Below are 23268 nucleotides of genomic sequence, written 5' to 3'. Positions count from 1 at the left end.
CGGGGGGCTCAGGTGTCGAGGACCAGGACGCGGAAGGGGCCGAGCGGGGCCGTCCGCGGTGTGTCACCTTCGATGTACCGCCATCCCCAGGACCGCAGCGCCTCGACGGTCCTGTGGTCGGAGCGGTTCACCAACGTGACGGCGACGGCGGCACCGTGGTCGGTGAGCAGCCGTTCCTGCAGGCGCCGGGCGAGGTTCCAGGCACGGTCCTGGTTCTGCCTGCGTACCCGGGAGGGAACGTGGATCCCGGAGATCACGAAGAGGCGTCCGGAGGCGGCAAGCCGGAGCAGCCGCCCCGGAAGGTATCCGTCGAAGCCCTCCCACCAGGGGCCGTCGCCGCCTACGGGGAAACCGTAGGCGCAACCGGTCAGCGCGGTGGTCTCCGCGATCAGCAGCTCGAATCCCGGTCGCCGTGCGTCGGCCGCGAGCCGCCGCAGGAAGGCGCTGCGGGCTTGGTTCCACGCCCAGGGGCCGCCGCCGGACGTCTCCGCGTACAGATCGCCCAGTTCCTGCATGTGGTCCTCGATCTGACGCCGGGTCAGCGGACGGACGCGTTGCCCTTCCCGGGGCGAGGAGCCCCGTTCCGGCCTCGGGCCGGGCTTCCGCGTCGCGGGCGGGTGCGAACCGGCGGGACGCCCGAGGAGTTCTGTGGTCGTCGGCGCAGCCGGCACGTTCACGGTCATGAGGCAAGCCCTGCTTCGGGCACGGACGGACCCGGCCCGGCGTCGTCGGTCGCCGAGAGCGGCACCGGTGTCGGAGCCGGCGCGCGACGCCCTCGGTGTCTTCAACCGTACTCCCGCGGCCGCGCCCCCCTTCGGGACCGACGGTGGACGAGAACGCCGAGGCGGGTACGGCGGTGCCGTCCGCTTCCCGGCAGTCGGGGGCGCACGGGAGTACGGTGGAGGTACCGAGGGCATGTCGCACACCGGCTTCCGCGCTGGTCTCGTCCTCGGCGAGACACTTCGCCGGAAGCCTCGCGCAGCGCAGGAGCTTCCGGAGACAGGTCAGCATGATGGCCCCGGCCTTCGATTCCTTCCCCGCCGCCGACGCGTGGCCGGTGCCCGACCCGCGCAGGGCCGTACTGCAGCTCTTCACCACCGGCGCCACGGGCACGAACGGCACCACCGGCACCACTGCACCACCACGCGCCCGGGGGACGGCGGGCCCGCTTCTCCCAAGCCCTTCTCACGTTCGACCGACCGTCAGGTCGTGACCGCCATGGACACCGCCCTCAGCATCGCCGTCCTCCTCGTGCTCATCGCCGCCGGAGCCTACGTGATCCACCGGCTCAACTCCGCACCCAGCGAGAGGATCGCCTTGCGTTCCTACAGCCAGGTCACTTCCATGCCCGCGCCGCTCCGCCGAAGCCGCAGCCGCAGCCGCAGCCAAGGCACCGGCACCGGCACCGGCAGCAGTCACAGCACAAGCGAAGATCCGCAGGCGTACGAGACCGCCGATGGTGATCTCCCCATGGGCGACCTCGCGGAGGTCCGCATCATCGCCACCAGCCCCGACATCGCCCAACGAGTGGCGCAGCTGCTGCGCCGGAACCTTCGCTGCGACGAGCCCCGCAGCTACCCCGCGGGCCCCGGCGGGCAGGGCACCCTGCTCCATCTCACCGTCGACACCGGGCATGTCGGCGAAGAGACCTTGCCCCAGTCGCCCTGGCTGGCCACCAGCCACACCCAGGCCCGACGCGCCCACACCGACGAGCCTGGCTGACGCCGGCCCAGCAGCACCGGCAGTGCCACGTGCTGGGCAAGCGGCCCTTCCGTGACCAACGCCCGGCACGGCGTCGACCGGGGCCGGATCGGCCCCTCGGCCGCCGTCATCCGACTCCTCGACGCCGTCATCCGACTCCTCGACGGCTCGGCTGGGTGCACGACGTGCGCCGGCCCACGTCGGACCGGCTCGCCGCACGCCGGGCCTGACCCGAACCCACCGCTCCACAACCCGTCGAAGGAAACGCCATGATCACCACAGCTCCACCGGCACCGCCCGCACCTCCCGCACCGTCCATCCGCCCTCTCCTCCGCCTGCGGCTCGCGCCCCACAGCGCGCTGCCACGTCGCCTCGACGGGGTGTGGTGGCCACGTTCGTACGACCTCCTGGTGGAGCTTCCGCAGCTGCTCGCCGCACTGCCGCGCGCCTGGGGACACATCGCCGGCGTCACGGTGAACGGAGCGGCCTGGTCCGCGGCACCTGGCCGGATGCTCGTCGCCAACCAGGTCGTACGGCTGCGGAAGACGGTGGCAGCGCACGCCCCGGACACCGTCGTCCTGCTCGCCCCCGGCCACGGCCGCTGGGATCTGCTGGTCGTGCCGCCCGACACCACCGAGGAGGCGGCCGAACCGATCATGACCGCCGTGCTCGGCGACCGCGCCTGACCCGCCAGGAGTAGCGTGGACGCGAGGGGGCCCCGAACAGGCAGGTGAGCACGATGCCCGATCCTGATTCCCCGCCTGCGGCAGGTTTGCTGGCGGACGGTGCACACGAATCCATGCGCCCCGGAACGGCGCTTCTGCGGCTCACCACCACTCACGAACGCCGGGGCATCCTCGACGGCGCGTGGTGGCCCCGTTCAAGGAGTCTCGCCTCCGAACTGCCCGGCCTGATCAGCGCACTGACCGAGCGCCTCGGGCCGATCACACGGATCGGCCTGGACTCCGCGGCCTGGGACGAAATACCGACGCGGGTGACCGTCGACGACCGTGTGGTGCACATCGACGTCTTCTCTGTGGGCGACGAAACCGCGCTCGTGACCCGAGGGGACCAGGACCACTTCTCCCTGCTCGTGGTCCCACCGGACACGCCCCCCGAGGCGGCGCGAGCCGCGATGACCGAAGCGGTCCGATCCGGCAACCTCAAGCAGGCCCGGCAGATCCTGATCGACACCAGCCTTTGACTCAGCCCGGATGCACACCTCAGGCGGAGCCCGCCCCCACGACCGGGGTCGACGACACGGACGCGTCCAGACCAACGGGTCTGCGGCGACATGACCACTCCATACCGCGAGGCCGCGGCCTCGGCGTCCACAGGTTGTGGACGCACAGTGCGACGCGGAGCTCAGACGTTGCGTAGTGATCACACAGCACGCTGCCGGGACCGTGCGTGCTGCTGCTCGCGGACGCGGGCCCGGCCGCGTGGTGCATGCCGACGGCTGCGGATGATCGCGCGGTTCAGTGCCACGCATCCGACAGGCGCCGCGTGACGACCGTGCTGAAAATGCGCACGCCGCGCGTCGAGCCGGGATCGATGCCGGTGAGCTCCCGCACCCGGCGGAGGCGATAGTCCAGGGTGCGGGGGTGGACGTTGAGGGCTGCCGCCGTGGCGCCGCGGTGCATGTCGTGGCGATAGTACGCGTCAAGCGTGACAAGGAGGTCCGGACCGGGCTGCAGGCTCCGGCCCACGGCGTGGAGCCATTCGTCGACGAACGGCGCGTCGGCAACGGCGAGTTCGACGAACACGTCCGACACGGTGTGCGGCCGCAACAGAGCGGACGCCCGTCGCAGCGGCGCCGCCCTGCTGATCCGCCGGGCCAGGTCGAGGGCGTCGGCAACCTCGGACAGCGGTGAGGTGGCGGTGCCGGCGGCGCAGGGGCGGCCGAGAGCCTGGGCGAAGTCCCGTACGAGATCGGATACGAGGTCGGGTGCAAGGTCGGGTACGGAGTGCGGCTGTACGGTCTCGGCGGTACTGGGCCCCGGAGACGCCTGGGGTGCGGCGGGACGCAAGGGAATCAGGGCAATCAGCTCACCGCTCCTGCTCCCCTTGCCCGGGCACCACGTGATCGGCGCGTGGTGGGTTTTCACCAGCGCCTCGATATCGCTTTCCAGGTCGCGATCGCCGGCGGGACGGTCCGGCACCCGGATCACCGTCACTGCGCAGCGCTCGGGCAGTTCCATGCCCAGGGCCGAAGCGAGTTCCGTCGATATGGGGTCTCTGTTCAGCAACGACCTGGCCAGCAGGGCGGCCTGCTCGACGTACGGCAGACGGTGTCGCAGCGCCGTCACGAATCCCTGACTGTAGGCACGGATACCGCGTTCTCCCTGCGGGGCGAACCAGCTCATCATCCGCATGAGTTCGTCGACGCCGGCGCCGCGCTGAGCTTCGGTCGCTTCGTTGATCTCGCGCAGCATGAGTGAGGTGTGCAGTCGCAGGACCCGCTGCCGTGCGTCCAACGGCATCCCCGCTGCGGCCCGCAACTCGCCGACCGCCGCGATGCAGCCGAGGTCGTCGTCGCTCAATTCGCTGTTGTCCGGGGATAGTTCGACCGTACGGCGCCGCAGCCACAACGCGTACTCCAGCGTCTCGGCGCGCGCCCGGGAGTTCGTGTCCAGGAACCCGAACTCCGGGATCTCGCGCGCGTACGCCTCGACCTCCCGGCGCGCGTTGGCCGACGCCTGCCGGGCCAGCTCGGCGAAGAAGCTCCCCATGGGCGCGAGCATGCCATTCCGGCCGAAGAAGCCGACAGGGTAAATCCGGACGGCATTTGTCACTCTGCGCAACATTGGAGACGACCGCCTCTGTGGCACTTTGTCACAGTGCGCAAAATCCCTGGATCGGGGCATTCCCATCGCCTGCTCCACTTGTGGAGACACTGTGAACTGGCCTTAATGGGAACGCGTACCAGCCCGTGGGGGAACACCACAGCATTCGTTCCGGCCACTACTCCGGATGAGCGCGGGAATCGGTACGGGAATCTCTCATCTGCGCGCCACTCAATGGTGCTTGTTCAAACGGGAGGGAAACACCGATGAAAGCAGGGACGAGAAAGAGAATCGCGGCAGCGATAGCGATCACGGCCACGTCGACAGCGCTCATGCTGGGCGCGCCGGGCAGTGGCTCGGCCGCTCCCGCCGCCACTCCCAGCCTGCGCGCGTTCGGGATCACAGGTGACGGCACCCAGATGGCCACGTTCACCACCGACCGGCCGAACGTGCTCGACTGGGTCAGGGACGTCATCGGGCTCAGTGGCGACACGGCTCTGATCGGCATCGACTTCCGGGTGCAGAACGGCCTGATGTACGGCGTCGGCAACAAGGGCGGCATCTACACGATCAAGACCCCGCCGGCCACCGCGGACGTCGTGATCACCAAGGTGTCCCAGCTCCAGTACTCGCTGCACGGCACGAACTTCGGCGTCGACTTCAACCCGGCCGCCGACCGGCTGCGCGTGATCAGCGACAACGGCCAGAACCTGCGGCACAACCTCAACGACCACACGACCGTCCAGGACCTGAACCTCACCACCCCGCCGATCGAGGGCACGACCAAGGGTGTCTCCGCCGCCGCCTACACGAACAACGACCTCAACGGGACCACCGGGACCACGCTGTTCGACATCAACACGGCCGGCGACCAGGTCGTCATCCAGTCCCCGGCCAACAACGGCACGCTGGCGGCGACCGGCGGCCTCGGCATCGACGCGCAGATCAACACCGGCATGGACGTCTTCAGCACCCTGTCGGGCGGCAAGACGGTCAGCAACGCCGCCTTCGCCACTCTCACCGCCTCCGGCGCCACCAGGCCCTCCCTCTACAGCGTCAACCTCTTCACCGGCGAGGCCACGCTGGTGTCCGACGCCGTCAAGTCCAGGTTCCCCCTGGACATCACGGACCTGGCCATCTCCCTCACCGGCAGCTGATCCCCAGCCGCAGGTCACTGCTCGCCGCGGGCCCGGCTGCTCCCGGGCCCGCTGCCGGCCCTGTTTCATCCGGTCAGGCGGCCGAGGGGGCCCCGGTGGCCGCTGGATGTGCATGCGGCCGGTGATGCGGACGGCCCCCTGCGGCGTTCGGGTTACTGCACGTCCACGAAATCGCCGGTCGCAGGGACGGCCGGCGTGGTGGTCGTGCCCGCGAAGTTCCAGCGCCAGTAACCGTCTTCGGACGCGACGGCCGTGGTCGACAGGGAGCCGGTGCTGGAGGTGTACACCGTCTTGACCGTGGTGTAGGTCGTGGTACCGGCCTTGCGGAACTGGAGCTTGACCGGCTGGTTGGTGTAGCCCCGGTAGTCGAGCGTGTCCCAGTTGGCCCGGGTGAGCTTGCCGGTGACGGTGAGCGTTCGGCCCTTGGCGATCGGCTCGGGGCTCGCGTTGACGGTCAGCTTGGAGTGCCGCTGGAGGCGGGTGGTGGTGTAGGCCCACCGGTCGGTGTAGCTGCCGTCGTTGGCCGACACCTGGGCCTGGACCTTCCACGTGCCGGCGTCGGCGTTCGTGAGCCACCAGTCCGGTTCGAAGGTGAAGGTCTTCGAGCAGGTCGACGTCGTGCTGCTGGAGGCAACGCAGTCCGCCGGTGTGGTGGTCTCGTTGGGATCGATCACGGCGTCGGCGCTGTAGTAGGGGTCGCTGCCGTCCGGGCCCCGCCACAGGGTGAAGTCCGCGTCCCAGATGCCCGACGGGTCGGTGGCCGTCACCGAGACCGTGATCGTCCTGTCGGCCGTGTCGACCACGATGTTCTTGCCGCCGTTGACGACGACGCCGTCGACCTGGATGTCGCCGACGTTGTCGTCCGCGTAGGCACCGGGGACGATGAAGCCCGCCGCTGCGGCGACGGCTGTGAGGACGGCAAGGGCAGCGCGCTTGCGCATGTGTCTCCTTCACGGAGCGATGAGTGGGAACCGCCGAGCGGAGCAGGGCGGGGGCGTTCGATGCCGGTCAGGGGCCGGTGACGGACCTGATCGTGTACGGGAAGGTCTCCTGCTGCCAGATCACCGTGAACAGGGAGCTGGGGCGGGCGTCCACCTGGGGCACCCGGCCGTCCGACGTGAGCGTCTTCGTGGTGCCGAACGTGCCGGAGCGGCTGATCAGGCGGGCACTGCTCTTCGTGTAGCTGTACGGCGGCGTCGACTTCGGAAGGACGGTGTGGAAGACGACCATGCCGTCGCCGTCGTCGTCGAGGGCCAGGTCGGGACGGTCGCCGGGGCCGAGGGTGGTGACGCTGCCGCGGGTGCCGCCCGCGGACAGGCGGCGGCCGAGCAACTCGAGCTTGCCACTGCTGTAGCGGGTCCACACGATCATCGAGTCGCCGTCGAGGTCCGTCGCGAGGGCGTGGTGGAAGCCCACGTTGTCCGTGGCGGAGGAGATGCGCAGCGGGGCCGACAGGGTACCGGTGCGGCTCCAGCGCGAGGCCCAGACCTGTGCCACGGAGCCACCGCCGGAGTGGTAGCTGATGACGGCGTCGCCGTCCCGGTCGACGCCGACCCGGACCATGCCGAAGCCGCCGTACGACGCGATCGGCGAGGTGAGCACCTTCGCCGAGGAGACGGACGTCGAGGTGATCCGCTTGGCCACGACGTCCGACGCCCGTGCCCACGCGACGACGAACTGGCCGTTGCGGTCGACGCCGATGGCCGGCTTCTCGGCCGAGCCGGAGCCGAGGGTGATGGCCGCGCCGATCGTGCCGTCGAGCTTGAGGCGGCGGGCGACCGCGTACCAGCTTCCGTCGCGGATCTCCGTCCACGCCGCCATCGCGGTGCCACCCGGCGTCACGGCGACGACCGGGGTGGTCGCGGGCGCCGACGTGGAGAGCTTCTGGAGCGGCCCGACGAGGCTGCCGGAGGCTGCGACCCGCCGGCCCACGACCTGGCTGTCCTGCTGCCAGACCACCGCGGAGTCACCGGTGTCGTCGGAGCCGGTCTCCGGCCAGGACACGGCGGCGCCGTCGGGCGACAGGGTGCGGATCGCTCCCGTGGTGCCGTTCGCGAACTTCACCCTGGTCTGGACCCGCTGGTAGGAGTACGTCGTCGACAGGTCGCCGGCCGTCCAGGCCAGCAGCGCGTCGCCCTGGCGGTCGACGGAGACCTGGGGCGAGTCGGCGGCGAACCAGCCGGACGCCGACACGTTCCAGGCCGACGTCCACGCCGCCTCGGCGTTGACCGCGATCGTCGCGGTGACCGCTGTCCCCGCCGCCGCGGCGAGTGAAGCCCCGGCAAGGAGACGACGCTTCAACGAACGCCGATGACGTGCTGCACGCGGTGCCACTCTGATCCCCCGGTTCACAATGAACATGGCTTAGTCACAGCCGTCACATAAATCGGCCGCAACCATCCAGCGCATCCACGTGCTCAGATGTCACACCACCGCCGGCAGCTTGGCGCGGACGACGTCGGGCGGTGCGGGGGTGCGGCTGCCGTGGAGCGTGCGACTGATGGGAAGCTCCGCTCGGCTGCTTGCGGTTTCGTCGGGCGATTCGGCCATGGTGTGCACACGGGCGCGGGGGCTGATTCTGGAGCGGTGCGACGACGCGTGACCCGTGCCGGGCACGCGCCGGGTTCCGCGGGGGGACTCGGTCCTCCCCCGGCGGCAGCCGACGCGGATTCAGTCCTCGGACGTCCGCCCCAGGCGCGGCACCTGCGGTGACTTCGCCGCCTCCGCCTCCGCCTTGGCGTCGCTCACCGCTGCGGCGGCCTGCTTGCCGGCCTCGTCGGCGGCCGCGGCGGCGTCCAGGGCGGCCGTCGAGCCCGTGTCGAGTTGCGGTACCCCTTCGGAAGCGGCGGTGGCTGCTCCCTCGGATTGCGCGGGACGGGGAGCGCCTGCCGTCGGCTCGTCGCCGAACGCCCGGGTGACGGTCCGGACCGCCTCGGTCAGCTCTCCCGGGATCACCCAGAACGTGTTGTTGTCGCTCTTCGCCAAGTGCGGGAGCGTCTCCAGGTACTTGTAGGCCAGGATCTTGGGGTCGGCGTTGTTGCGGTGAACGGCCTGGAAGACGAGCTCCACCGCCTTGGCCTCGCCGTCCGCCCGCAGGATCATGGCCTGTTGGGTGCCCTGCGCCTCCAGGATGTCCTTCTGCTTGGTGCCTTCCGCGGTGAGGATCTTGGCTTGCCGCTCTCCCTCGGCGTGCAGGATGGCCGCCCGCTTGTCACGCTCGGCCCGCATCTGCTTCTCCATCGCCTCCTTGATGGTGTGCGGTGGATCGATGGCCTTGATCTCGACGCGGTTGACGCGGATGCCCCACTTGCCGGTGGCGTCGTCGAGGACGGCGCGCAGCCGGGAGTTGATCTCCTCGCGCGAGGTGAGTGTCTCCTCCAGGTCCATGCTGCCGATGACGTTGCGCAGCGTGGTCACGGTGAGCTGGTCGATCGCCTGGAGGTAGTCGGCGACCTCGTACGCCGCCGCCCGCGGGTCCGTGATCTGGTAGTAGAGGACGGTGTCGATGTTCACCACGAGGTTGTCCTCGGTGATCACCGGCCTGGGGTCGGACGAGTAGACCTGCTCGCGCACGTCGAGTTTGGTGTTGATGCGGTCGGCCACCGGCAGCACCAGGTTCAGGCCGGGCTGGAGCGTCCGGCGGTACCGGCCGAACCGCTCGATGTTGTAGCGGCGGGCCTGCGGGACGATCCGGACGGTGGAGGCCACGAGGAAGACGATGACGAGGGCCACCACGAGGATGGGGATGACAACTGGATCCACAGTGCCTCCGTTGCTGTGTGTTCAGCCGTTCAGGGAAGGAGCTCGCGGGGGTAGACGACGGCGGTGGCCCCCTCGATCTCCATGACGTCCACCAGCGCTCCCACCGGGATCACGTGGGTCTCGTCGAGGGCGCGGGCGGACCATTCCTCGCCGGAGAGTTTGATCAGGCCGCGGGTCGCGGTGACCTCCTGCACGACCTCGGCCCGCCTGCCGATCAGCGCGTCGCTGCCGTCGCGGATGAGGGGCTGCTGTGCCATGTGCCGCAGCGCGACGGGACGGACGATGACGAGGCCGGCCGCCGCTGCCGCCGTGAGGGCCACCAGCTGGCCGAGCAGGCCGATGCCCACACCGGCGACGACGGCGGCGACCAGCGCGGCGCCCGCCAGCAGCCCGAAGACCAGGGTCAGGGTGAAGAACTCCGCGGCACCCAGCGCCGCGGCAGCGAGCAGCCACAGGAACCACGGCATCGATTCGCCCTTCTTTTGGGGCTTTCTCCACCAAGCTACCGCCCGGACACGCCGGGCAGAACAGACACGGCAGCCGTGGTTCTCGCGCGTCGGGCGGCCTGCCCTGACCGGAGGAGTCCGGTCAGGGCAGGCCGCTCCCTTCAGTGCGCGATCAGTGAGGCTCCGGGGCGCGCGTGGGCGTGGGAGCGGGGCCTTCCTGCTTTCCGGTCGAGGCGTCCGCCGGCGCGGTCTCTTCGACCGGGAGCCGGGGGCTCGGCAACCGCGGGGTGGGCCTCGGGGTGGTGCGGACGTAGCCGTAGATCACCGAGGCCATGGCCAGGATGAGCAGGGGCCCGGACAGTTCCGGATGTGCGGCCATCCGCGTCGGCAGGTAGCGGTAGGACAGCAGGAGCGCGGTGAAGACCGCGGTGCCGTAGGCGACCAGCAGGATCCCCGGCCGGTCCCAGCCGCGGTCGAGTGAGCGCAGGGCCGCCTCGATGGTGAGGGCGAACACCACACCGGCGATGAGGTCCACGCCGTAGTGGTAGCCGAACCCCAGGGTCGCGGCGAGGGTGACGACCAGCCAGAACGTACCGGCGAGCCGCAGGACCCGGGGCGCCTTGCGGGTGTGGACGAAGATCGCGACGGCCCACGCGGTGTGCAGGCTGGGCATGCAGTTGCGGGGGGTGATCCCGTCGTACGTCATCGGGTGCGGGGTGGTCACCGGCAGCGGGGTGTGCGGCCACAGGTTGGCCGCCGCCCACTCCACGCCACCGGTGCCGGAGGCGCCCGGGCCGTAGGCGAAGACCGGGCCGACCACCGGGAAGAGCATGTACACGGCCGGTCCGAGGAGGCCGATCACCAGGAAGGTGCGCACCAGGTGGTGGCTCGGGAAGCGGCGCTCGACCGTGACGTTGCGCAACTGGTGGAAGGCGACGACGACCGCGGCCACCGCGAGCTGGCCGTAGACCAGTTGGAGGAGATGGCTGCTGAAGGGGTCGGTGGCCTCGACGATCCGCCCGGCCAGCCAGGAGGGGTTGCCCAGCGCGTGGTCGGCGGTCGCCACGTACTGGTCGAGCACCGTCGGGCGGGTCTTCGCCGTGATGAACAGCCAGGTGTCGCCGGTCTTGCGGGCGGCGACGAGCAGCAGGCCGAGTCCGACGCCCTTCAGCAGCAGGACGCGTTCAGGGCCGGTACGGCGGGTGACGGCGATGATCGCGGTGCCCAGCATCACCCACAACGCGCCCGTGCCGAAGATGTGACCGCCCGTCACGCCGGCGTCCGCCGCCCACCGCACCAGCAGGAGGACGCCGTCGATCCCGAGCGCGGCGCCGGCCGCGATGAACCGCTGCCGCCAGGTGAGCACGACCATCATCAGCCCCAGACCGCCGTACAGCGGCCCCGGCTTGGGGGCGAGGACGAGACCCTTCAGCTGGTTGGTGATCGGCCCCGGTTCGCCGTAGTGGCGGGCGGCGATCTCCAGCGCGACGAGGAATCCGAGCGTGACCACGCCCGCCGTGACCCACAGCAGCACACGCCAATGGCGCCACGCGCCCCGTGAACTCTCGTCGCTCGTGCGCGAAAACACCCGCGATGCTCTGGCTATCAATCTTTTGGCCGATTCGTCCGAATGGCTGGGCAGATGGAGAGCGATGGAGGGACCATCGCGAGTTCGAACATGCTATCGGAGTGCTGTGGCCCGGCTGCTGTGTCGGCCGACATCCATGATGGAGTGCCGGTCCGGCCCGGCCAAGGCGGCACCGCACTGTCACGAACTCACCCGTATCGCGGTCCGGACCAGCCCCGCGACCGCCCGGGACCGGCTGTGGGGCGGCCATGCGATCACCGTGGTGACCGTCGGCGCGTCCGGCACCGGCACGGCGGCGAGGCCCTCGCGCAGCTGGGTCCGGCAGGATTCCGGCGCGATCCAGCAGGCACGGCCCAGGGCGATCAGCTGGAGGAGCTGGGCGTGGTCGCGGGCCCGCGGGCCGGGGCCGGCGGGGTAGGTGCCGTCGGGGCCGGGCCAGCGAGGCATCGGCAGGTCGGGCAGACCGGTGACGTCGGCCGTGCGGAGGTGGGGCCGGGCGGCGAGGGGGTGCCCGGCCGGGAGGATCGCGACCTGGCCCTCCGTGCAGAGCTCCTCGGTGTCGAGGCCGGCCGTGGTGTCGAACGGCAGGTGCAGCAGCGCCACGTCGGCCCGGCCGTCGCGCAGCATCGGCCCCTGCTCGCCCATGCCGCACAGGAGCAGATCGACGCCGGCCGCGCCGGGTTCGGCGGCGTGGGCGTCGAGCAGTTTCGCCAGCAGCTCGCTGGACGCACCGGCCTTCGTGACGAGGACCACGCCGGCCTCTCCGGCCGGGGCGAGCGCCGCGCGGCGGGTGCGGCGTTCGGCGGCCTCGACCGCTTCGAGCGCCGCCCGGGCCTCCCTCAGGAGCACCGCTCCGGCCTCCGTCAGGGTGACCGCGCGGCTGCTGCGCTCCAGCAGGACTGCGTTCAGACGCCGTTCGAGCCGGCCGATCGCCCGCGACAGCGGGGGCTGCGCGATCCCGAGCCGCTGGGCGGCCCTGCCGAAGTGAAGCTCCTCGGCGACGGCGACGAAATACCGCAACTCCCTTGTCTCCACGCCGTGATGGTACTGCTCCGAGCTGGGCCGATACCCGTGCGGTATCGCCGCCCACCCGATCGGTGTTGGCCCGCCGCCACCGGGCGCGGACAGGATCGGCGGCATGAGCGAACAGACGATCGCGCTGGTGACCGGCGCGAACAAGGGCATTGGATACGAGATCGCGGCGGGCCTCGGCGCCCTCGGCTGGAGGGTCGGGGTCGGCGCCCGGGACAGGGAGCGGCGCGAGAGTGCCGTGGCGAAACTGCGGGCGGCCGGTGCCGACGCGTTCGGCGTACCGCTCGACGTGACCGACGACGCGAGCGTGGCCGGGGCCGCCGCGCTGGTCGAGGAGAGCGCCGGGCGCCTGGACGTGCTGGTGAACAACGCCGGGATCACCGGCAGTGTGCCGCAGATGCCCACCGAGGTGGACCCGGCGACGGTGCGGACGGTCGTGGAGACCAACGTGATCGGCGTCATCCGCGTCACCAACGCGATGCTGCCGCTGCTGCGCCGCTCGCCGTCGCCGCGGATCGTGAACATGTCCAGCGGCGTGGGCTCACTGACCCGGCAGACCACTCCCGGCAGCGACACGGGCCCGATCGCCGCCGCCTACACGCCGTCCAAGACGTTCCTCAACGCCGTCACCGTCCAGTACGCCAAGGAGCTCGGCGACACGAACATCCTCATCAACGCCGCGTGCCCCGGCTACTGCGCGACGGACCTCAACGGATTCCGTGGCACCCGCACCCCGGAGCAGGGCGCGGCGGTCGCGATCCGGCTCGCGACCCTGCCCGACGACGGCCCGAGCGGCGGCTTCTTCGACGACGAGGGCGAGGTGCCCTGGTAGGCCGGGCAGGAGCGGCGGGCCGCTTCATCGGCGCCGTCGTCACCGACGGCGACGACGCCGCCGTCCAGTTCCTTGCCGCCGGGATCGTGTGACCTGCGTCGCGACCGCGGCGTTCCGGCGCCGTCACCCGCCGTGCCGTGCATCGGCGGAGGTCACAGGGCCGGCGGGCGAGGGTGCGACAGGAAGAGCCGCGCCCGCGGAGGGCAATATCTGTGCTCACAAAATGAGAAATAGAAGCGGGGCCCGCCGAATATTCCCCGATCGCCCGCCGAAACAGAATTTTCGAGCCACACGGCGCCGAACGCACCGTGCTACTGTCGATCTCAGTTGCAGGTGTGGTTGCCAGAAGGTTCATTTCCTACGGGGTGATCATCACGGCGACATGGAATCCACAGAGTGTGAATTCCTGAAACCGCCTCCGAAGGAGAAACAAAAATGGCTACTGGCACCGTGAAGTGGTTCAACGCGGAAAAGGGCTTCGGCTTCATCGAGCAGGACGGCGGCGGCGCCGACGTCTTCGCCCACTACTCGAACATCGCCGCCCAGGGCTTCCGCGAGCTGCTGGAAGGCCAGAAGGTGTCGTTCGACATCGCGCAGGGCCAGAAGGGCCCGACGGCCGAGAACATCGTGCCCGCCTGACATCGGCGCTCGCGCATATTTCGCAGCTGGGGCCCGCACCTGAAGGGGTGCGGGCCCCGGCTCGCTGTTTTTCCCGTCGGCCTCACCCGGCCGCATCGACTTCGGCTCGTCTCGAGATTCTCTGCGCCGCTCCTCTGCTGCGGATTTTCCTTGCCACGCGCCCATCGAGGAAGGTCCCGCATGAAGCGTGCCCGCACATCCAAGAGCTTCGGACATCGCCCCGCTCCCCACGGCGAGTTCGCACCGCCGAAAACGATCACGCCCCCGCTGCCGGCCGTCGAGACGTTCGCCGATCTCGACATGCCCGCGCGGCTGCTGGCCACTCTCGGCCACGAGGGCGTGACCGCGCCGTTCCCGATCCAGGCGGCCACCCTGCCGAACTCCCTGGCCGGCCGTGACGTGCTCGGCCGCGGCCGCACCGGCTCGGGCAAGACCCTCGCCTTCGGCCTCGCCGTACTGGCCCGCACCGCCGGGCGGCGCGCCGAGCCGCGGCAGCCGCTCGCCCTCGTCCTCGTCCCCACCCGCGAGCTCGCCCAGCAGGTCACCGACGCGCTCTCTCCGTACGCCCGTTCCGTGAGCCTGCGGCTCGCCACCGTCGTCGGCGGGATGTCCATCGGCAGGCAGGCCGGTGCATTGCGCGGCGGGGCCGAGGTGGTCGTCGCCACGCCCGGGCGGCTCAAGGACCTCATCGACCGGGGCGACTGCCGCCTGGACGGCGTCGACATCACGGTCCTCGACGAGGCCGACCAGATGGCCGACATGGGCTTCATGCCGCAGGTCACCGCCCTGCTCGACCAGGTGCGCCCCGGCGGGCAGCGAATGCTGTTCTCGGCCACCCTGGACCGCAACGTCGACCGGCTGGTCCGCACCTACCTGCACGACCCGGTGGTCCACTCCGTCGACCCGTCCGCGGGCGCCGTCACCACGATGGAGCACCACGTCCTCCATGTGCACGACGCGGACAAGCACCGGACGACCACCGAGATCGCGGCGCGGGACGGCCGGGTGATCATGTTCCTGGACACCAAGCACGCGGTGGACTCGCTGACCGAGCACCTGCTCAAGAGCGGTGTCCGCGCCGCGGCCCTGCACGGCGGCAAGTCCCAGCCCCAGCGGACCAGGACCCTGGCCCAGTTCAAGGACGGCCACGTGACGGTCCTGGTGGCCACCAACGTCGCCGCCCGCGGCATCCACGTCGACAACCTCGACCTCGTCGTCAACGTGGACCCGCCCAGCGACCACAAGGACTACCTGCACCGCGGCGGCCGCACGGCCCGCGCCGGCGAGTCCGGCAGCGTGGTCACCCTGGTGACCCCGCGCCAGCGTCGCGGCATGAGCCGGCTGATGACGTCGGCGGGCATCACCCCCCGGATCGCGCAGGTGCGGTCCGGGGAGGCGGAGCTGAGCCGCATCACGGGGGCCCAGGCTCCTTCCGGTGTCCCGGTCGTCGTCACCGCGCCGCGCTCGGAACGCCCCCGCGGCGCATCCGCCCCGTCCCGGGGCCGGCGGGGCCGCCGCCCCACCGGCCAGGGCCGTCCCGCCGGCGAGACGGCACGCCCGAGGGCGCAGCGGCGGACCGGCTTTGGCTCCGCCGCGTAGCGCCCCGCGCCCACCCGCCCTCCACCTCTCGGCAGGAGACACCCATGACACCGGTCCTGACGCAGCACCCCGCCCCGGCCCACGCGCCGCACATCCGTGACGACATGACGGTCGAGGTGGCGCTGTCCCTCATGGCCGGTGCCCGGGTCGATCACCTCGTCCTCTGCGACGCGGACGACCAGAGCACGGGCCTGATCACCCTGGCCCGGCTCACCGTTCTCCGGGACGCCCCCACCTACACGGACCGGGTCCGTCTCCGGGACGTCCCGGAGAACTGAAGCCCGGGCGGGTGAACGCCGCCACAGACCAGTGAGGGCCCTGCCGACGCGCGTCGGCAGGGCCCTCACTGCTGTGCCGGTGCCCTGCCGTCCATGGTCAGAGGCCACAGGATGCCTGCGTCCGGCGGACTGCAAAATCTGTCTTTGTCAGAGTAGACATTGGCGCTCGCCGCGGTTAGTCTTCTTCTCGTAGACATGGTCAGAGAAGAACCGAGGAAGGACGGAGGAGCAGACGCCATCAGGATCGCCCGGCCCGGGAAGCTCTCGGTCCGGGTACCGCAAGACCCCGGATTGGATGGTGGTCCCCGGTCACGCAGCCGCGATCCCCGCACCCCTCCCGCAGCCGGGCCGGGTAGCGAAACAGAAGGTCGGCGCAGCATGAGGGCCGACAGATGGTGTTGAATTTCCTTCGGGGCCCTGGTGCCGTACGGCACCAGGGCCCCTCGACGCGTTGCACTACGAGGTGACATGGCAGCAGACACTCCGCTCAGCGATCGTCTGGACGACGACGACTACCCCGCCTACACCATGGGCCGGGCCGCCGAGATGCTCGGCACCACTCCCGGCTTCCTGCGTGCCGTCGGGGAGGCCCGTCTGATCACTCCGCTGCGCTCGGAGGGCGGACACCGCCGGTACTCCCGCTACCAGCTGCGGATCGCCGCACGCGCCCGCGAGCTCGTCGACCGGGGGACCCCGATCGAGGCCGCCTGCCGCATCGTCATCCTTGAGGACCAGCTGGAAGAAGCCCAGCGCATCAACGCGGAGTACCGTCGCGCCGCGCAGGAGGCGTCCGGCGTTCCCGATCACGGTCCGAGCTGATCGGGTGGACACCGGCGGGTCCCGGTCACCCGCCTCATGAGACCCCAGGTCGACGACCTGGGGTTTGCTGTTGCCCCGGCCGGTTCGGCGGCCGCCCGCGGTGAACCGGCCTCCCCCGGGGCATCAGGTCAACCGTCCCGGACTCTTGACTCGTCAAGCGGGAGTGGCGATTCTCGTCGCACACTTTGCGAGGTCATGACAACACGACCGAGCGACCCGACGACCGAGGGACGTGGGCTGTGACCAGTTCCGGACGCCCGTACCGCCGACGCAAGAACCTCACCGTTGTGTCGCTCCTCCTGCTCGTGCTGTCGGTCGCACTCGGCCCCACCCCGAGTTCGGCGGCCGGGAACGACTGGTGGGACCCGACCGCACGGCCCGCGCCGGACTCCCGGATCAACGTCACGGGCGAGCCCTTCACCGGCACGAACGCCGCGGGCGAGGTGCGCGGGTTCGTCGACGCGCACGACCACATCTTCTCCAACGAGGCCTTCGGCGGCCGTCTGATCTGCGGAAAGCCGTTCTCCGAGCAGGGCGTTGCCGACGCGCTCAAGGACTGCCCCGAGCACTACCCGGACGGCTCGCTCGCGATCTTCGACTTCATCACCAACGGCGGCGACGGCAAGCACGACCCGAACGGCTGGCCCACCTTCAAGGACTGGCCCGCGCACGACTCGCTGACCCACCAGCAGAACTACTACGCCTGGATCGAACGCGCCTGGCGCGGCGGCCAGCGGGTGCTCGTCAACGACCTCGTCACCAACGGCGTGATCTGCTCGGTGTACTTCTTCAAGGACCGCTCCTGCGACGAGATGACGTCCATCCGGCTGCAGGCCAAGCTGACGTACGACATGCAGGCCTTCGTCGACCGGATGTACGGCGGGCCCGGCAAGGGATGGTTCCGGGTCGTCACCGACAGCGCGCAGGCCCGCAAGGTCATCGAGCAGGGCAAACTCGCGGTCGTCATGGGCGTCGAGACCTCCGAGCCGTTCGGCTGCAAGCAGGTCCTGGACATCGCGCAGTGCAGCAGGGCCGACATCGACAAGGGGCTCGACGAGCTCCACGCGCTCGGCGTGCGCAGCATGTTCCTGTGCCACAAGTTCGACAACGCCCTGTGCGGGGTGCGGTTCGACTCGGGCGCGCTCGGAACGGCCATCAATGTCGGGCAGTTCCTGTCGACCGGCACCTACTGGAAGACGGAGAAGTGCACGGGCCCGCAGGCCGACAACCCGATCGGCAACGCGGCGGCGCCCGCGGCCGAGAAGAAGCTCCCGGCAGGCGAGGAGGTTCCCTCCTACAGCGCCGACGCGCAGTGCAACGTGCGCGGGCTGACCGATCTCGGCGAGTACGCCGTGCGCGGCATGATGAAGCGCGGCATGATGCTGGAGATCGACCACATGAGCGTCAAGGCCACCGGCCGGGTGCTCGACATCTTCGAGGCCGAGTCCTACCCCGGCGTGCTCTCCTCGCACAGCTGGATGGACCTCGACTGGACCGAGCGGGTCTACGGCCTCGGCGGCTTCATCGCCCAGTACATGCACGGCTCCGAGGGCTTCATCGCGGAGGCGAAGCGCACCGAAAGCCTGCGGGACAAGTACGGCGTGGGCTACGGCTACGGCACCGACATGAACGGCGTCGGCGGCTGGCCGGGACCGCGCGGGGCGGACGCGCCGAACAAGGTCACGTACCCGTTCAAGAGCGTCGACGGCGGCTCGGTCATCGACCGGCAGACCACCGGCGAGCGCACCTGGGACCTGAACACCGACGGCGCCGCCCACTACGGCCTCGTCCCGGACTGGATCGAGGACATCCGCCGCGTCGGCGGCCAGGACACGGTCGACGACCTGTTCCGGGGCGCCGAGTCCTACCTGGGCACCTGGGCGGCCTCCGAGAACCACGAGGCGGGGGTCAACCTCGCGGCCGGCTCCGCCGCGTCGGCCAGTTCCTCCGAGTGGAGCCTGTTCACGAGCTACAAGCCCCACCGGGCCGTCGACGGCGACCGCGGCACCCGCTGGGCCAGCGACTGGAGCGACGACCAGTGGTACCAGGTCGACCTCGGCTCCGCGCGGACCGTGGGGCGGGTCACCCTCGACTGGGAGCGCGCGTACGGGAAGTCGTACCGGATCGAGCTGTCCACCGACGGCACGACCTGGCGGACCGCCTGGTCCACCACCGCCGGTGACGGCGGTCTGGACACCGCGCGGTTCGCCGGCACCCCGGCCCGCTACGTCCGCGTGCACGGCCTGGAACGCGGCACCGGCTGGGGCTACTCCCTGACCGAGGTCGGCGTCCACGGCCGCTGACACCCACGAGAGGGGCTCCATGGCGCGGTTGCCGTCCGCCGAGCGGCGGCGACAGCTCACCGAAGCGGCGATCAGGGCGATGGCCCGGGACGGCGTCCCCAGGACGACGACCCGGTCCATCGCCGCGGAAGCGGGCGTCTCACTGAGCGTCTTCCACTACTGCTTCGACTCCAAGCAGCAGCTCGTCGAATCCGTCATCACCACCATCACCGGGCACTACGTGATGGTGGTGAAGGAGGCCATACGCCCCCGGGCCACCCTGGAGGAGACCGTCCGGGCCGGCTTCCAGGCGTACTGGGACCACGTCCGCACCCACCCGGACGAGCACATGCTCACCTACGAACTCACGCAGTACGCACTGCGCCGCCCGGGTTTCGAGCACCTGGCACGCCGTCAGTACGAGCTGTACGCCGAGACGTACACCGAGCTCATCGACCAGCTGCGGCAGAGCATGGGGCTGCGCCTGCGCGTGCCCGTTCCCGTGCTGGCCCGCTACCTGGCCGCCATGACCGACGGGCTGACGCTCAACTACCTGGTGCTGGGCGACGACGAGGCCTGGACGGGCATCCTCGACACGGTCACCGCGCACGTCGCCGGGCTGGTGCGGGAGAACTGACAAGACGCTCCCCCGAATTGGCTGTCATGGGAACGCCCCGGAGGGGCATTCGAACAAAACAAGTCGAAAGTGAGGAGAGTGCGGCCCGTTCGGTCCGCGCCATCGACAACTGGGAGTTTTCCATGGCGAGTTACGGCGGTTCCTCTGCCGCGTCCTCCGGTTCGCGCACCAACGGCCTGGCGATCGCGAGCCTGTGCTGCGGCATCATCGGCCTGTTCTTCCTCAACATCGTGCTCGGTCCCCTGGCCATCGTCTTCGGCGCCGTCGCCCGCCGGCAGGCGTCGGTGAAGAACGGCGCGGGCATGGCGAAGGCGGGCATCATCCTCGGCATCGTCGACGTGGTGCTGTGGCTCGTCCTCCTGGCCGTGGCCACCAGCAACGGCGGATTCAGCTGGTACGTGGGCGGCTGACGGCCGTCCGGACCGACGCGGGGCGTGCGGGGCCGGCAGCGCGCTGGATCAGTGGGCCGTCGTGGTCCTCTTGCGGGCGCGGTACGCGGCTGCCTTGATCTTGTTGCCGCAGGAGTCCATCCCGCACCACTGCCGCCGTGTGCCCCGTGAGCGGTCGATGTAGATGCGGGTGCACTCCGGGTTCCCGCACTCCTTGAGCAGGGGCACGTCCGGGCCGCTCAGGAGCTCGACGGCGTGGCGCGCCACCATCGAGAGGGCCTCGTCGGGCGTCGCCTGCGTCCATCGCCCCGCCGGGGTGAGCTGCGGTACGGCGGGTGCCGTGCGGGCCGCGTTGTTCACGACGGTCAGCGCGGCCCCGTCGTACTCCTCCCCGAGCCGGCGGGCGGTGACCAGTCGGTAGACCGCTTCCCGTACGGACCTCGCCCGCTCGACGTCGGCCTCCTCGCCGGTCGAGACCGCGTCGACCAGGCCGGACTCGACGTACCAGGCGGTGAGCCGGTCCGGCGTCACGAACATCTCGAAGCGTGCCGACCGGCGCGCCCGGAGCGTGGCGGCGAAGTCGAGCGCCGGGTTTCCGCAGACGAAGACGTGGTCCACATTCACGTCACCATTCTGACCGGTGACCATATCGTGGGCAAGCTTCAGAGGTGATCGGCGTCGACGACGGCCCGCGCGAAGGCCTCCGGCGCCTCCTGGGGAAAGCGGCCAGCACCGCCCGTTCGATCTTCAGGGCGTCCATCAGCGCGATGACGTCCATGGCGATCGCCGACTGCTGTGCGTTGCGGAAGGTCCGGGCGGACCGGAAGCGCGTCGTGCCGTGTCCTCGCAGGTACGGGACGATCACGCGGTACCCCTGCCCGGCTGGCAGCGGGGCGACGTCGACGTAGCTGTGGATGTCGTACGGCCAGCCGTGCAGGCAGATCACCACGGGGCCGTGGGCGGGTCCGAGTTCGGCGTAGCCGACGTCCAGGACACCGGCCTTGAGCCGATCAAATACGCAGCGCACATCACGTCACCGCTCGCGGTGGTGACGTCGAGAAGGGGTGGTGGCTCCGCGTCAGGAGTCGTGCAGTCCGTCGCCGGCCGTGGTGTCGGACCGGGCGTGGCCGGGGGCCATGCGGCGGTAGGCGGCGCGGGCGTGGACGAGGCGGGCCAGGGCCGTGCCGATGAGGGCGGCGGTGAACAGGCAGGCCAGCCAGGTGGTGTCGCGGTGGCCCGCCCAGGTGAGGGTGCCCGCGGGCGGTATGGCGAAGCCGTTGAGGAACAGCCAGCACAGCAGTGCCGTGCCGGGTGCCGCTGTGAAGCGGGCGCTCAGACCCAGCAGGGCGGCCAGCAAGGACAGTGCGGGCAGGGCCAGTTCGGGCCGGTCCGGCCCCACCACGGTGTTGAGGAGCGCCACCAGCACCAACGCCCCGACGCCGGCCCCGGCCCAGACCAGCGGCGTGGCCACGGGCTGGGGAACGGGCCTGGCTCCGGTGCCCAGGGGCTTCCACTCGATCATGCTGGCGCTTCCTTCCGGTCCACCTGGACGGAATTCTCCCCCCGGTCTCCCCCGCCGGTCCCCGGGGTGCTCGCCAGGGTCCCACCAAGCCCTCCTCCGGGGAACAGCCGATCCGGACAGCCAGGGGCGCGAACCAGGGCGACAGGGTGGGATCAGCCGTGTGCGCGGGCCGTCTCCTTGGGGGAGCCGGCGGTCGGTGGGGCCGGGTGGGTGCGGTGGTGGGTGGCGCGGCGGGCGAGGGGTTCGGTCCAGCGGGCGGCGAGGGGGCCGAGGATGACCAGGATCAGGACGTAGGCGGTGGCCAGCGGCCCGATGCGGGGTTCGGCGCCGACCGCGAGACCGGCGATGACGATGGAGAACTCGCCGCGGGCGACGAGCGTGCCGCCGGCGCGCCAGCGGCCCCTGGACCCGATCCCGGCGCGGCGCGCGGCCCAGTAACCCGTGGCGATCTTCGTGACGGTGGTGAAGGCGGCCAGGGCGAGCGCGGGCAGCAGCACGGGCGGGATGGCGGCCGGGTCGGTGTGCAGTCCGAAGAAGACGAAGAACACCGCGGCGAACAGGTCCCGCAGCGGGGCGAGGAGGCTGCTGGCGCCCTCGGCGACCTCGCCGGACAGGGCGATGCCGACCAGGAACGCGCCGACGGCCGCGGAGACGTGCAGCTGCTGCGCCAGCCCGGCGACGAGCAGGGTCAGGCCGAGGACGGCCAGCAGGAGCATCTCGGCGCTGTCCGAGGACACGGCGCGGCTGACCAGGCGGCCGTGCCGCAGCGCCACGTAGAGGACGGCGCCCACGGTGCCCAGCGAGATCAGCAGGGTGACCGCGCCGCCCGCGAGCCCCACCCCGGCCAGCAGGGCGGTGAGGATCGGCAGGTAGACCGCCATGGCCAGGTCCTCCAGGACCAGCACACCGAGGACCACCGGCGTCTCGCGGTTGCCGAGCCGGCCCAGATCACCGAGCACCTTCGCGATGACCCCGGACGAGGAGATCCAGGTGACCCCGGCCAGGGCGACGGCGGCGACGGGCCCCCAGCCCAGCAGGAACGCCATGGCCGCTCCCGGGGCGGCGTTGAGGACGAAGTCCACGGCCCCGGAGGGGTATTGGGTCTTCAGTGTGGTGACGAGTTCGGAGGCGCTGTACTCCAGGCCGAGCAGGAGCAGCAGGAGTATGACGCCTATCTCGGCGCCGGTGGCGACGAACTCCTCACTGGCCCGCAGCGGCAGGATGCCGCCCTGGCCGAAGGCGAGTCCGGCCAGCAGGTACAGGGGTATGGGTGAGAAGCCCACCCGTCCGGCGAAGCGTCCCAGGAGCCCCAGGGCGAGGATGATCGCCCCGAGTTCGATGAGCATGGCGGTGGTGTCGTGCACGGGCGTCTGACCTCCGTTGATCGGGTCGGCGGCGTCTGTGCCGGCGGGCGCGAAAGCCCTTGGGTGCGGCTCGGTGAGCGGTGGGACGGGGCACGGCCTCGTGTCGAGGCGGCGGGGCCGGACACGGGGTGCTGCGGCGTCGGCGTGCTCCGCCCCGGCCGTCGGCGGCCGAAGTACGCGTGACGCGCCACGCCCCTGGACGTCAGGCATCAGGCGTCGGACGTCAGGCCTCGACGTCACGCGTAGGCATCACGCACCATGCGTCGGAAAGAGAGGAGACCGCTCACGCGGAGCGGTCGGTATCAGGGACGCCGTCACGGGCGGCGTTGTGGACGCGGACAGGCACCACTCGCCCCATGTCACGCCCCCCTCACGCCGGCCCGGAATGCCGGGCGGCCACTGTCGACGAACCGAGCGGCCGGCGCGACTGTGCGC

At 70.8% G+C, this 23268-nt stretch carries 23 protein-coding genes and 1 pseudogene; 12 read left to right on the top strand and 12 right to left on the bottom strand.

Annotated elements, in window-relative coordinates; genetic code table 11:
• Positions 1-8: 8 nt before the first annotated feature.
• Positions 9-683, bottom strand: coding sequence for a hypothetical protein (locus HNR57_RS16075; RefSeq protein ID WP_184560678.1), 675 nt, complete (start codon positions 681-683; stop codon positions 9-11).
• Between the two features lie 526 nt (positions 684-1209).
• On the opposite strand from HNR57_RS16075, the gene HNR57_RS40585 reads away from it, so the two are divergent.
• The 3 genes from HNR57_RS40585 (at position 1210) to HNR57_RS16060 (ending at position 2905) form a co-directional block, all read left to right on the top strand.
• Complete coding sequence (locus HNR57_RS40585) at positions 1210-1722, top strand: hypothetical protein (protein WP_313673830.1); 513 nt, start codon at positions 1210-1212, stop codon at positions 1720-1722.
• A gap of 248 nt (positions 1723-1970) precedes the next feature.
• On the top strand, positions 1971-2387 hold the full coding sequence (locus tag HNR57_RS16065) for a DUF5994 family protein (protein ID WP_184560677.1): 417 nt from the start codon (positions 1971-1973) through the stop codon (positions 2385-2387).
• A gap of 53 nt (positions 2388-2440) precedes the next feature.
• Complete coding sequence (locus tag HNR57_RS16060) at positions 2441-2905, top strand: DUF5994 family protein (protein ID WP_184560676.1); 465 nt, start codon at positions 2441-2443, stop codon at positions 2903-2905.
• A 274-nt stretch (positions 2906-3179) separates the two neighbouring features.
• On the opposite strand, the gene HNR57_RS16055 is transcribed toward HNR57_RS16060, so the two are convergent.
• Positions 3180-4433: a PucR family transcriptional regulator gene (locus HNR57_RS16055; RefSeq protein ID WP_184560675.1), complete on the bottom strand. Its 1254-nt coding sequence runs from the start codon at positions 4431-4433 to the stop codon at positions 3180-3182.
• A gap of 386 nt (positions 4434-4819) precedes the next feature.
• Here HNR57_RS16055 and HNR57_RS16050 point away from each other — a divergent pair, with 386 nt between their 5' ends.
• Positions 4820-5644, top strand: a complete 825-nt coding sequence (locus HNR57_RS16050) for a DUF4394 domain-containing protein (RefSeq protein ID WP_221342569.1) — start codon at positions 4820-4822, stop codon at positions 5642-5644.
• A 152-nt stretch (positions 5645-5796) separates the two neighbouring features.
• On the opposite strand, the gene HNR57_RS16045 is transcribed toward HNR57_RS16050, so the two are convergent.
• The 6 genes from HNR57_RS16045 to HNR57_RS16020 all read right to left on the bottom strand — a co-directional run bounded on the left by HNR57_RS16045 (position 5797) and on the right by HNR57_RS16020 (position 12475).
• Complete coding sequence (locus HNR57_RS16045) at positions 5797-6585, bottom strand: calcium-binding protein (RefSeq protein ID WP_184560673.1); 789 nt, start codon at positions 6583-6585, stop codon at positions 5797-5799.
• A 67-nt stretch (positions 6586-6652) separates the two neighbouring features.
• Positions 6653-7945 (bottom strand): hypothetical protein, encoded by a 1293-nt coding sequence (locus tag HNR57_RS16040; protein WP_246554652.1) that lies wholly within the window; start codon positions 7943-7945, stop codon positions 6653-6655.
• Between the two features lie 369 nt (positions 7946-8314).
• On the bottom strand, positions 8315-9406 hold the full coding sequence (locus tag HNR57_RS16035) for an SPFH domain-containing protein (RefSeq protein WP_184560672.1): 1092 nt from the start codon (positions 9404-9406) through the stop codon (positions 8315-8317).
• A 29-nt stretch (positions 9407-9435) separates the two neighbouring features.
• Entirely contained in the window at positions 9436-9873 is a 438-nt protein-coding gene (locus tag HNR57_RS16030; protein ID WP_184560671.1) for an NfeD family protein, read from the bottom strand.
• Positions 9874-10024: 151 nt separating this feature from the next.
• Positions 10025-11386: a phosphatase PAP2 family protein gene (locus tag HNR57_RS16025; RefSeq protein WP_376772255.1), complete on the bottom strand. Its 1362-nt coding sequence runs from the start codon at positions 11384-11386 to the stop codon at positions 10025-10027.
• A 234-nt stretch (positions 11387-11620) separates the two neighbouring features.
• Complete coding sequence (locus HNR57_RS16020; RefSeq protein ID WP_184560669.1) at positions 11621-12475, bottom strand: LysR family transcriptional regulator; 855 nt, start codon at positions 12473-12475, stop codon at positions 11621-11623.
• 103 nt (positions 12476-12578) lie between these two features.
• Here HNR57_RS16020 and HNR57_RS16015 point away from each other — a divergent pair, with 103 nt between their 5' ends.
• The 8 genes from HNR57_RS16015 to HNR57_RS15980 all read left to right on the top strand — a co-directional run bounded on the left by HNR57_RS16015 (position 12579) and on the right by HNR57_RS15980 (position 19968).
• Positions 12579-13304, top strand: a complete 726-nt coding sequence (locus HNR57_RS16015; RefSeq protein WP_184560668.1) for an SDR family oxidoreductase — start codon at positions 12579-12581, stop codon at positions 13302-13304.
• 435 nt (positions 13305-13739) lie between these two features.
• Positions 13740-13943 (top strand): cold-shock protein, encoded by a 204-nt coding sequence (locus HNR57_RS16010; RefSeq protein WP_004986771.1) that lies wholly within the window; start codon positions 13740-13742, stop codon positions 13941-13943.
• Between the two features lie 180 nt (positions 13944-14123).
• Positions 14124-15542, top strand: a complete 1419-nt coding sequence (locus HNR57_RS16005) for a DEAD/DEAH box helicase (protein ID WP_246554650.1) — start codon at positions 14124-14126, stop codon at positions 15540-15542.
• A 44-nt stretch (positions 15543-15586) separates the two neighbouring features.
• On the top strand, positions 15587-15820 hold the full coding sequence (locus HNR57_RS16000) for a CBS domain-containing protein (protein WP_184560667.1): 234 nt from the start codon (positions 15587-15589) through the stop codon (positions 15818-15820).
• 468 nt (positions 15821-16288) lie between these two features.
• Positions 16289-16639 carry a helix-turn-helix domain-containing protein gene (locus HNR57_RS15995; protein WP_184560666.1) on the top strand — a complete coding sequence of 117 codons (351 nt, stop codon included), beginning with the start codon at positions 16289-16291 and terminating at the stop codon, positions 16637-16639.
• A 239-nt stretch (positions 16640-16878) separates the two neighbouring features.
• A complete protein-coding gene (locus HNR57_RS15990; RefSeq protein WP_184560665.1) occupies positions 16879-18942 on the top strand; it encodes a galactose-binding domain-containing protein in 2064 nt (687 codons plus the stop codon).
• A gap of 19 nt (positions 18943-18961) precedes the next feature.
• Entirely contained in the window at positions 18962-19558 is a 597-nt protein-coding gene (locus HNR57_RS15985; RefSeq protein WP_184560664.1) for a TetR/AcrR family transcriptional regulator, read from the top strand.
• A 122-nt stretch (positions 19559-19680) separates the two neighbouring features.
• Entirely contained in the window at positions 19681-19968 is a 288-nt protein-coding gene (locus HNR57_RS15980) for a DUF4190 domain-containing protein (protein WP_184560663.1), read from the top strand.
• 48 nt (positions 19969-20016) lie between these two features.
• Here HNR57_RS15980 and HNR57_RS15975 read toward each other — a convergent pair whose 3' ends face one another.
• The 4 genes and pseudogenes from HNR57_RS15975 to HNR57_RS15960 all read right to left on the bottom strand — a co-directional run bounded on the left by HNR57_RS15975 (position 20017) and on the right by HNR57_RS15960 (position 22833).
• Positions 20017-20571 carry a CGNR zinc finger domain-containing protein gene (locus HNR57_RS15975; RefSeq protein ID WP_184560662.1) on the bottom strand — a complete coding sequence of 185 codons (555 nt, stop codon included), beginning with the start codon at positions 20569-20571 and terminating at the stop codon, positions 20017-20019.
• A 94-nt stretch (positions 20572-20665) separates the two neighbouring features.
• Positions 20666-20956, bottom strand: a pseudogene (locus tag HNR57_RS15970) (alpha/beta fold hydrolase); the annotation flags it as partial.
• A 69-nt stretch (positions 20957-21025) separates the two neighbouring features.
• Positions 21026-21469 carry a hypothetical protein gene (locus HNR57_RS15965; protein WP_184560661.1) on the bottom strand — a complete coding sequence of 148 codons (444 nt, stop codon included), beginning with the start codon at positions 21467-21469 and terminating at the stop codon, positions 21026-21028.
• 152 nt (positions 21470-21621) lie between these two features.
• A complete protein-coding gene (locus tag HNR57_RS15960) occupies positions 21622-22833 on the bottom strand; it encodes a cation:proton antiporter (protein WP_184560660.1) in 1212 nt (403 codons plus the stop codon).
• Positions 22834-23268 lie beyond the last annotated feature (435 nt).

Origin of the sequence: Streptomyces paradoxus, assembly GCF_014202475.1 — a bacterium.
Classification (GTDB): Bacteria; Actinomycetota; Actinomycetes; order Streptomycetales; family Streptomycetaceae; genus Streptomyces; species Streptomyces paradoxus.
Note: the sequence above shows the minus strand (reverse complement) of the source record. Positions and strands in the feature narration are given on the sequence as shown.

Excerpts from the sequence above, each read along its gene's own strand:
- HNR57_RS15980 (WP_184560663.1), top strand. The coding sequence starts at position 19,681 with ATGGCGAGTTACGGCGGTTCCTCTGCCGCGTCCTCCGGTTCGCGCACC.
- HNR57_RS15985 (WP_184560664.1), top strand. The coding sequence starts at position 18,962 with ATGGCGCGGTTGCCGTCCGCCGAGCGGCGGCGACAGCTCACCGAAGCG.
- HNR57_RS16075 (WP_184560678.1), bottom strand. The coding sequence starts at position 683 with ATGACCGTGAACGTGCCGGCTGCGCCGACGACCACAGAACTCCTCGGG.
- HNR57_RS16030 (WP_184560671.1), bottom strand. The coding sequence starts at position 9,873 with ATGCCGTGGTTCCTGTGGCTGCTCGCTGCCGCGGCGCTGGGTGCCGCG.
- HNR57_RS15995 (WP_184560666.1), top strand. The coding sequence starts at position 16,289 with ATGGCAGCAGACACTCCGCTCAGCGATCGTCTGGACGACGACGACTAC.
- HNR57_RS16050 (WP_221342569.1), top strand. The coding sequence starts at position 4,820 with ATGCTGGGCGCGCCGGGCAGTGGCTCGGCCGCTCCCGCCGCCACTCCC.
- HNR57_RS16065 (WP_184560677.1), top strand. The coding sequence starts at position 1,971 with ATGATCACCACAGCTCCACCGGCACCGCCCGCACCTCCCGCACCGTCC.
- HNR57_RS16015 (WP_184560668.1), top strand. The coding sequence starts at position 12,579 with ATGAGCGAACAGACGATCGCGCTGGTGACCGGCGCGAACAAGGGCATT.
- HNR57_RS15965 (WP_184560661.1), bottom strand. The coding sequence starts at position 21,469 with ATGATCGAGTGGAAGCCCCTGGGCACCGGAGCCAGGCCCGTTCCCCAG.
- HNR57_RS16010 (WP_004986771.1), top strand. The coding sequence starts at position 13,740 with ATGGCTACTGGCACCGTGAAGTGGTTCAACGCGGAAAAGGGCTTCGGC.
- HNR57_RS16060 (WP_184560676.1), top strand. The coding sequence starts at position 2,441 with ATGCCCGATCCTGATTCCCCGCCTGCGGCAGGTTTGCTGGCGGACGGT.
- HNR57_RS16045 (WP_184560673.1), bottom strand. The coding sequence starts at position 6,585 with ATGCGCAAGCGCGCTGCCCTTGCCGTCCTCACAGCCGTCGCCGCAGCG.
- HNR57_RS16000 (WP_184560667.1), top strand. The coding sequence starts at position 15,587 with ATGACACCGGTCCTGACGCAGCACCCCGCCCCGGCCCACGCGCCGCAC.
- HNR57_RS16055 (WP_184560675.1), bottom strand. The coding sequence starts at position 4,433 with ATGGGGAGCTTCTTCGCCGAGCTGGCCCGGCAGGCGTCGGCCAACGCG.
- HNR57_RS16005 (WP_246554650.1), top strand. The coding sequence starts at position 14,124 with ATGAAGCGTGCCCGCACATCCAAGAGCTTCGGACATCGCCCCGCTCCC.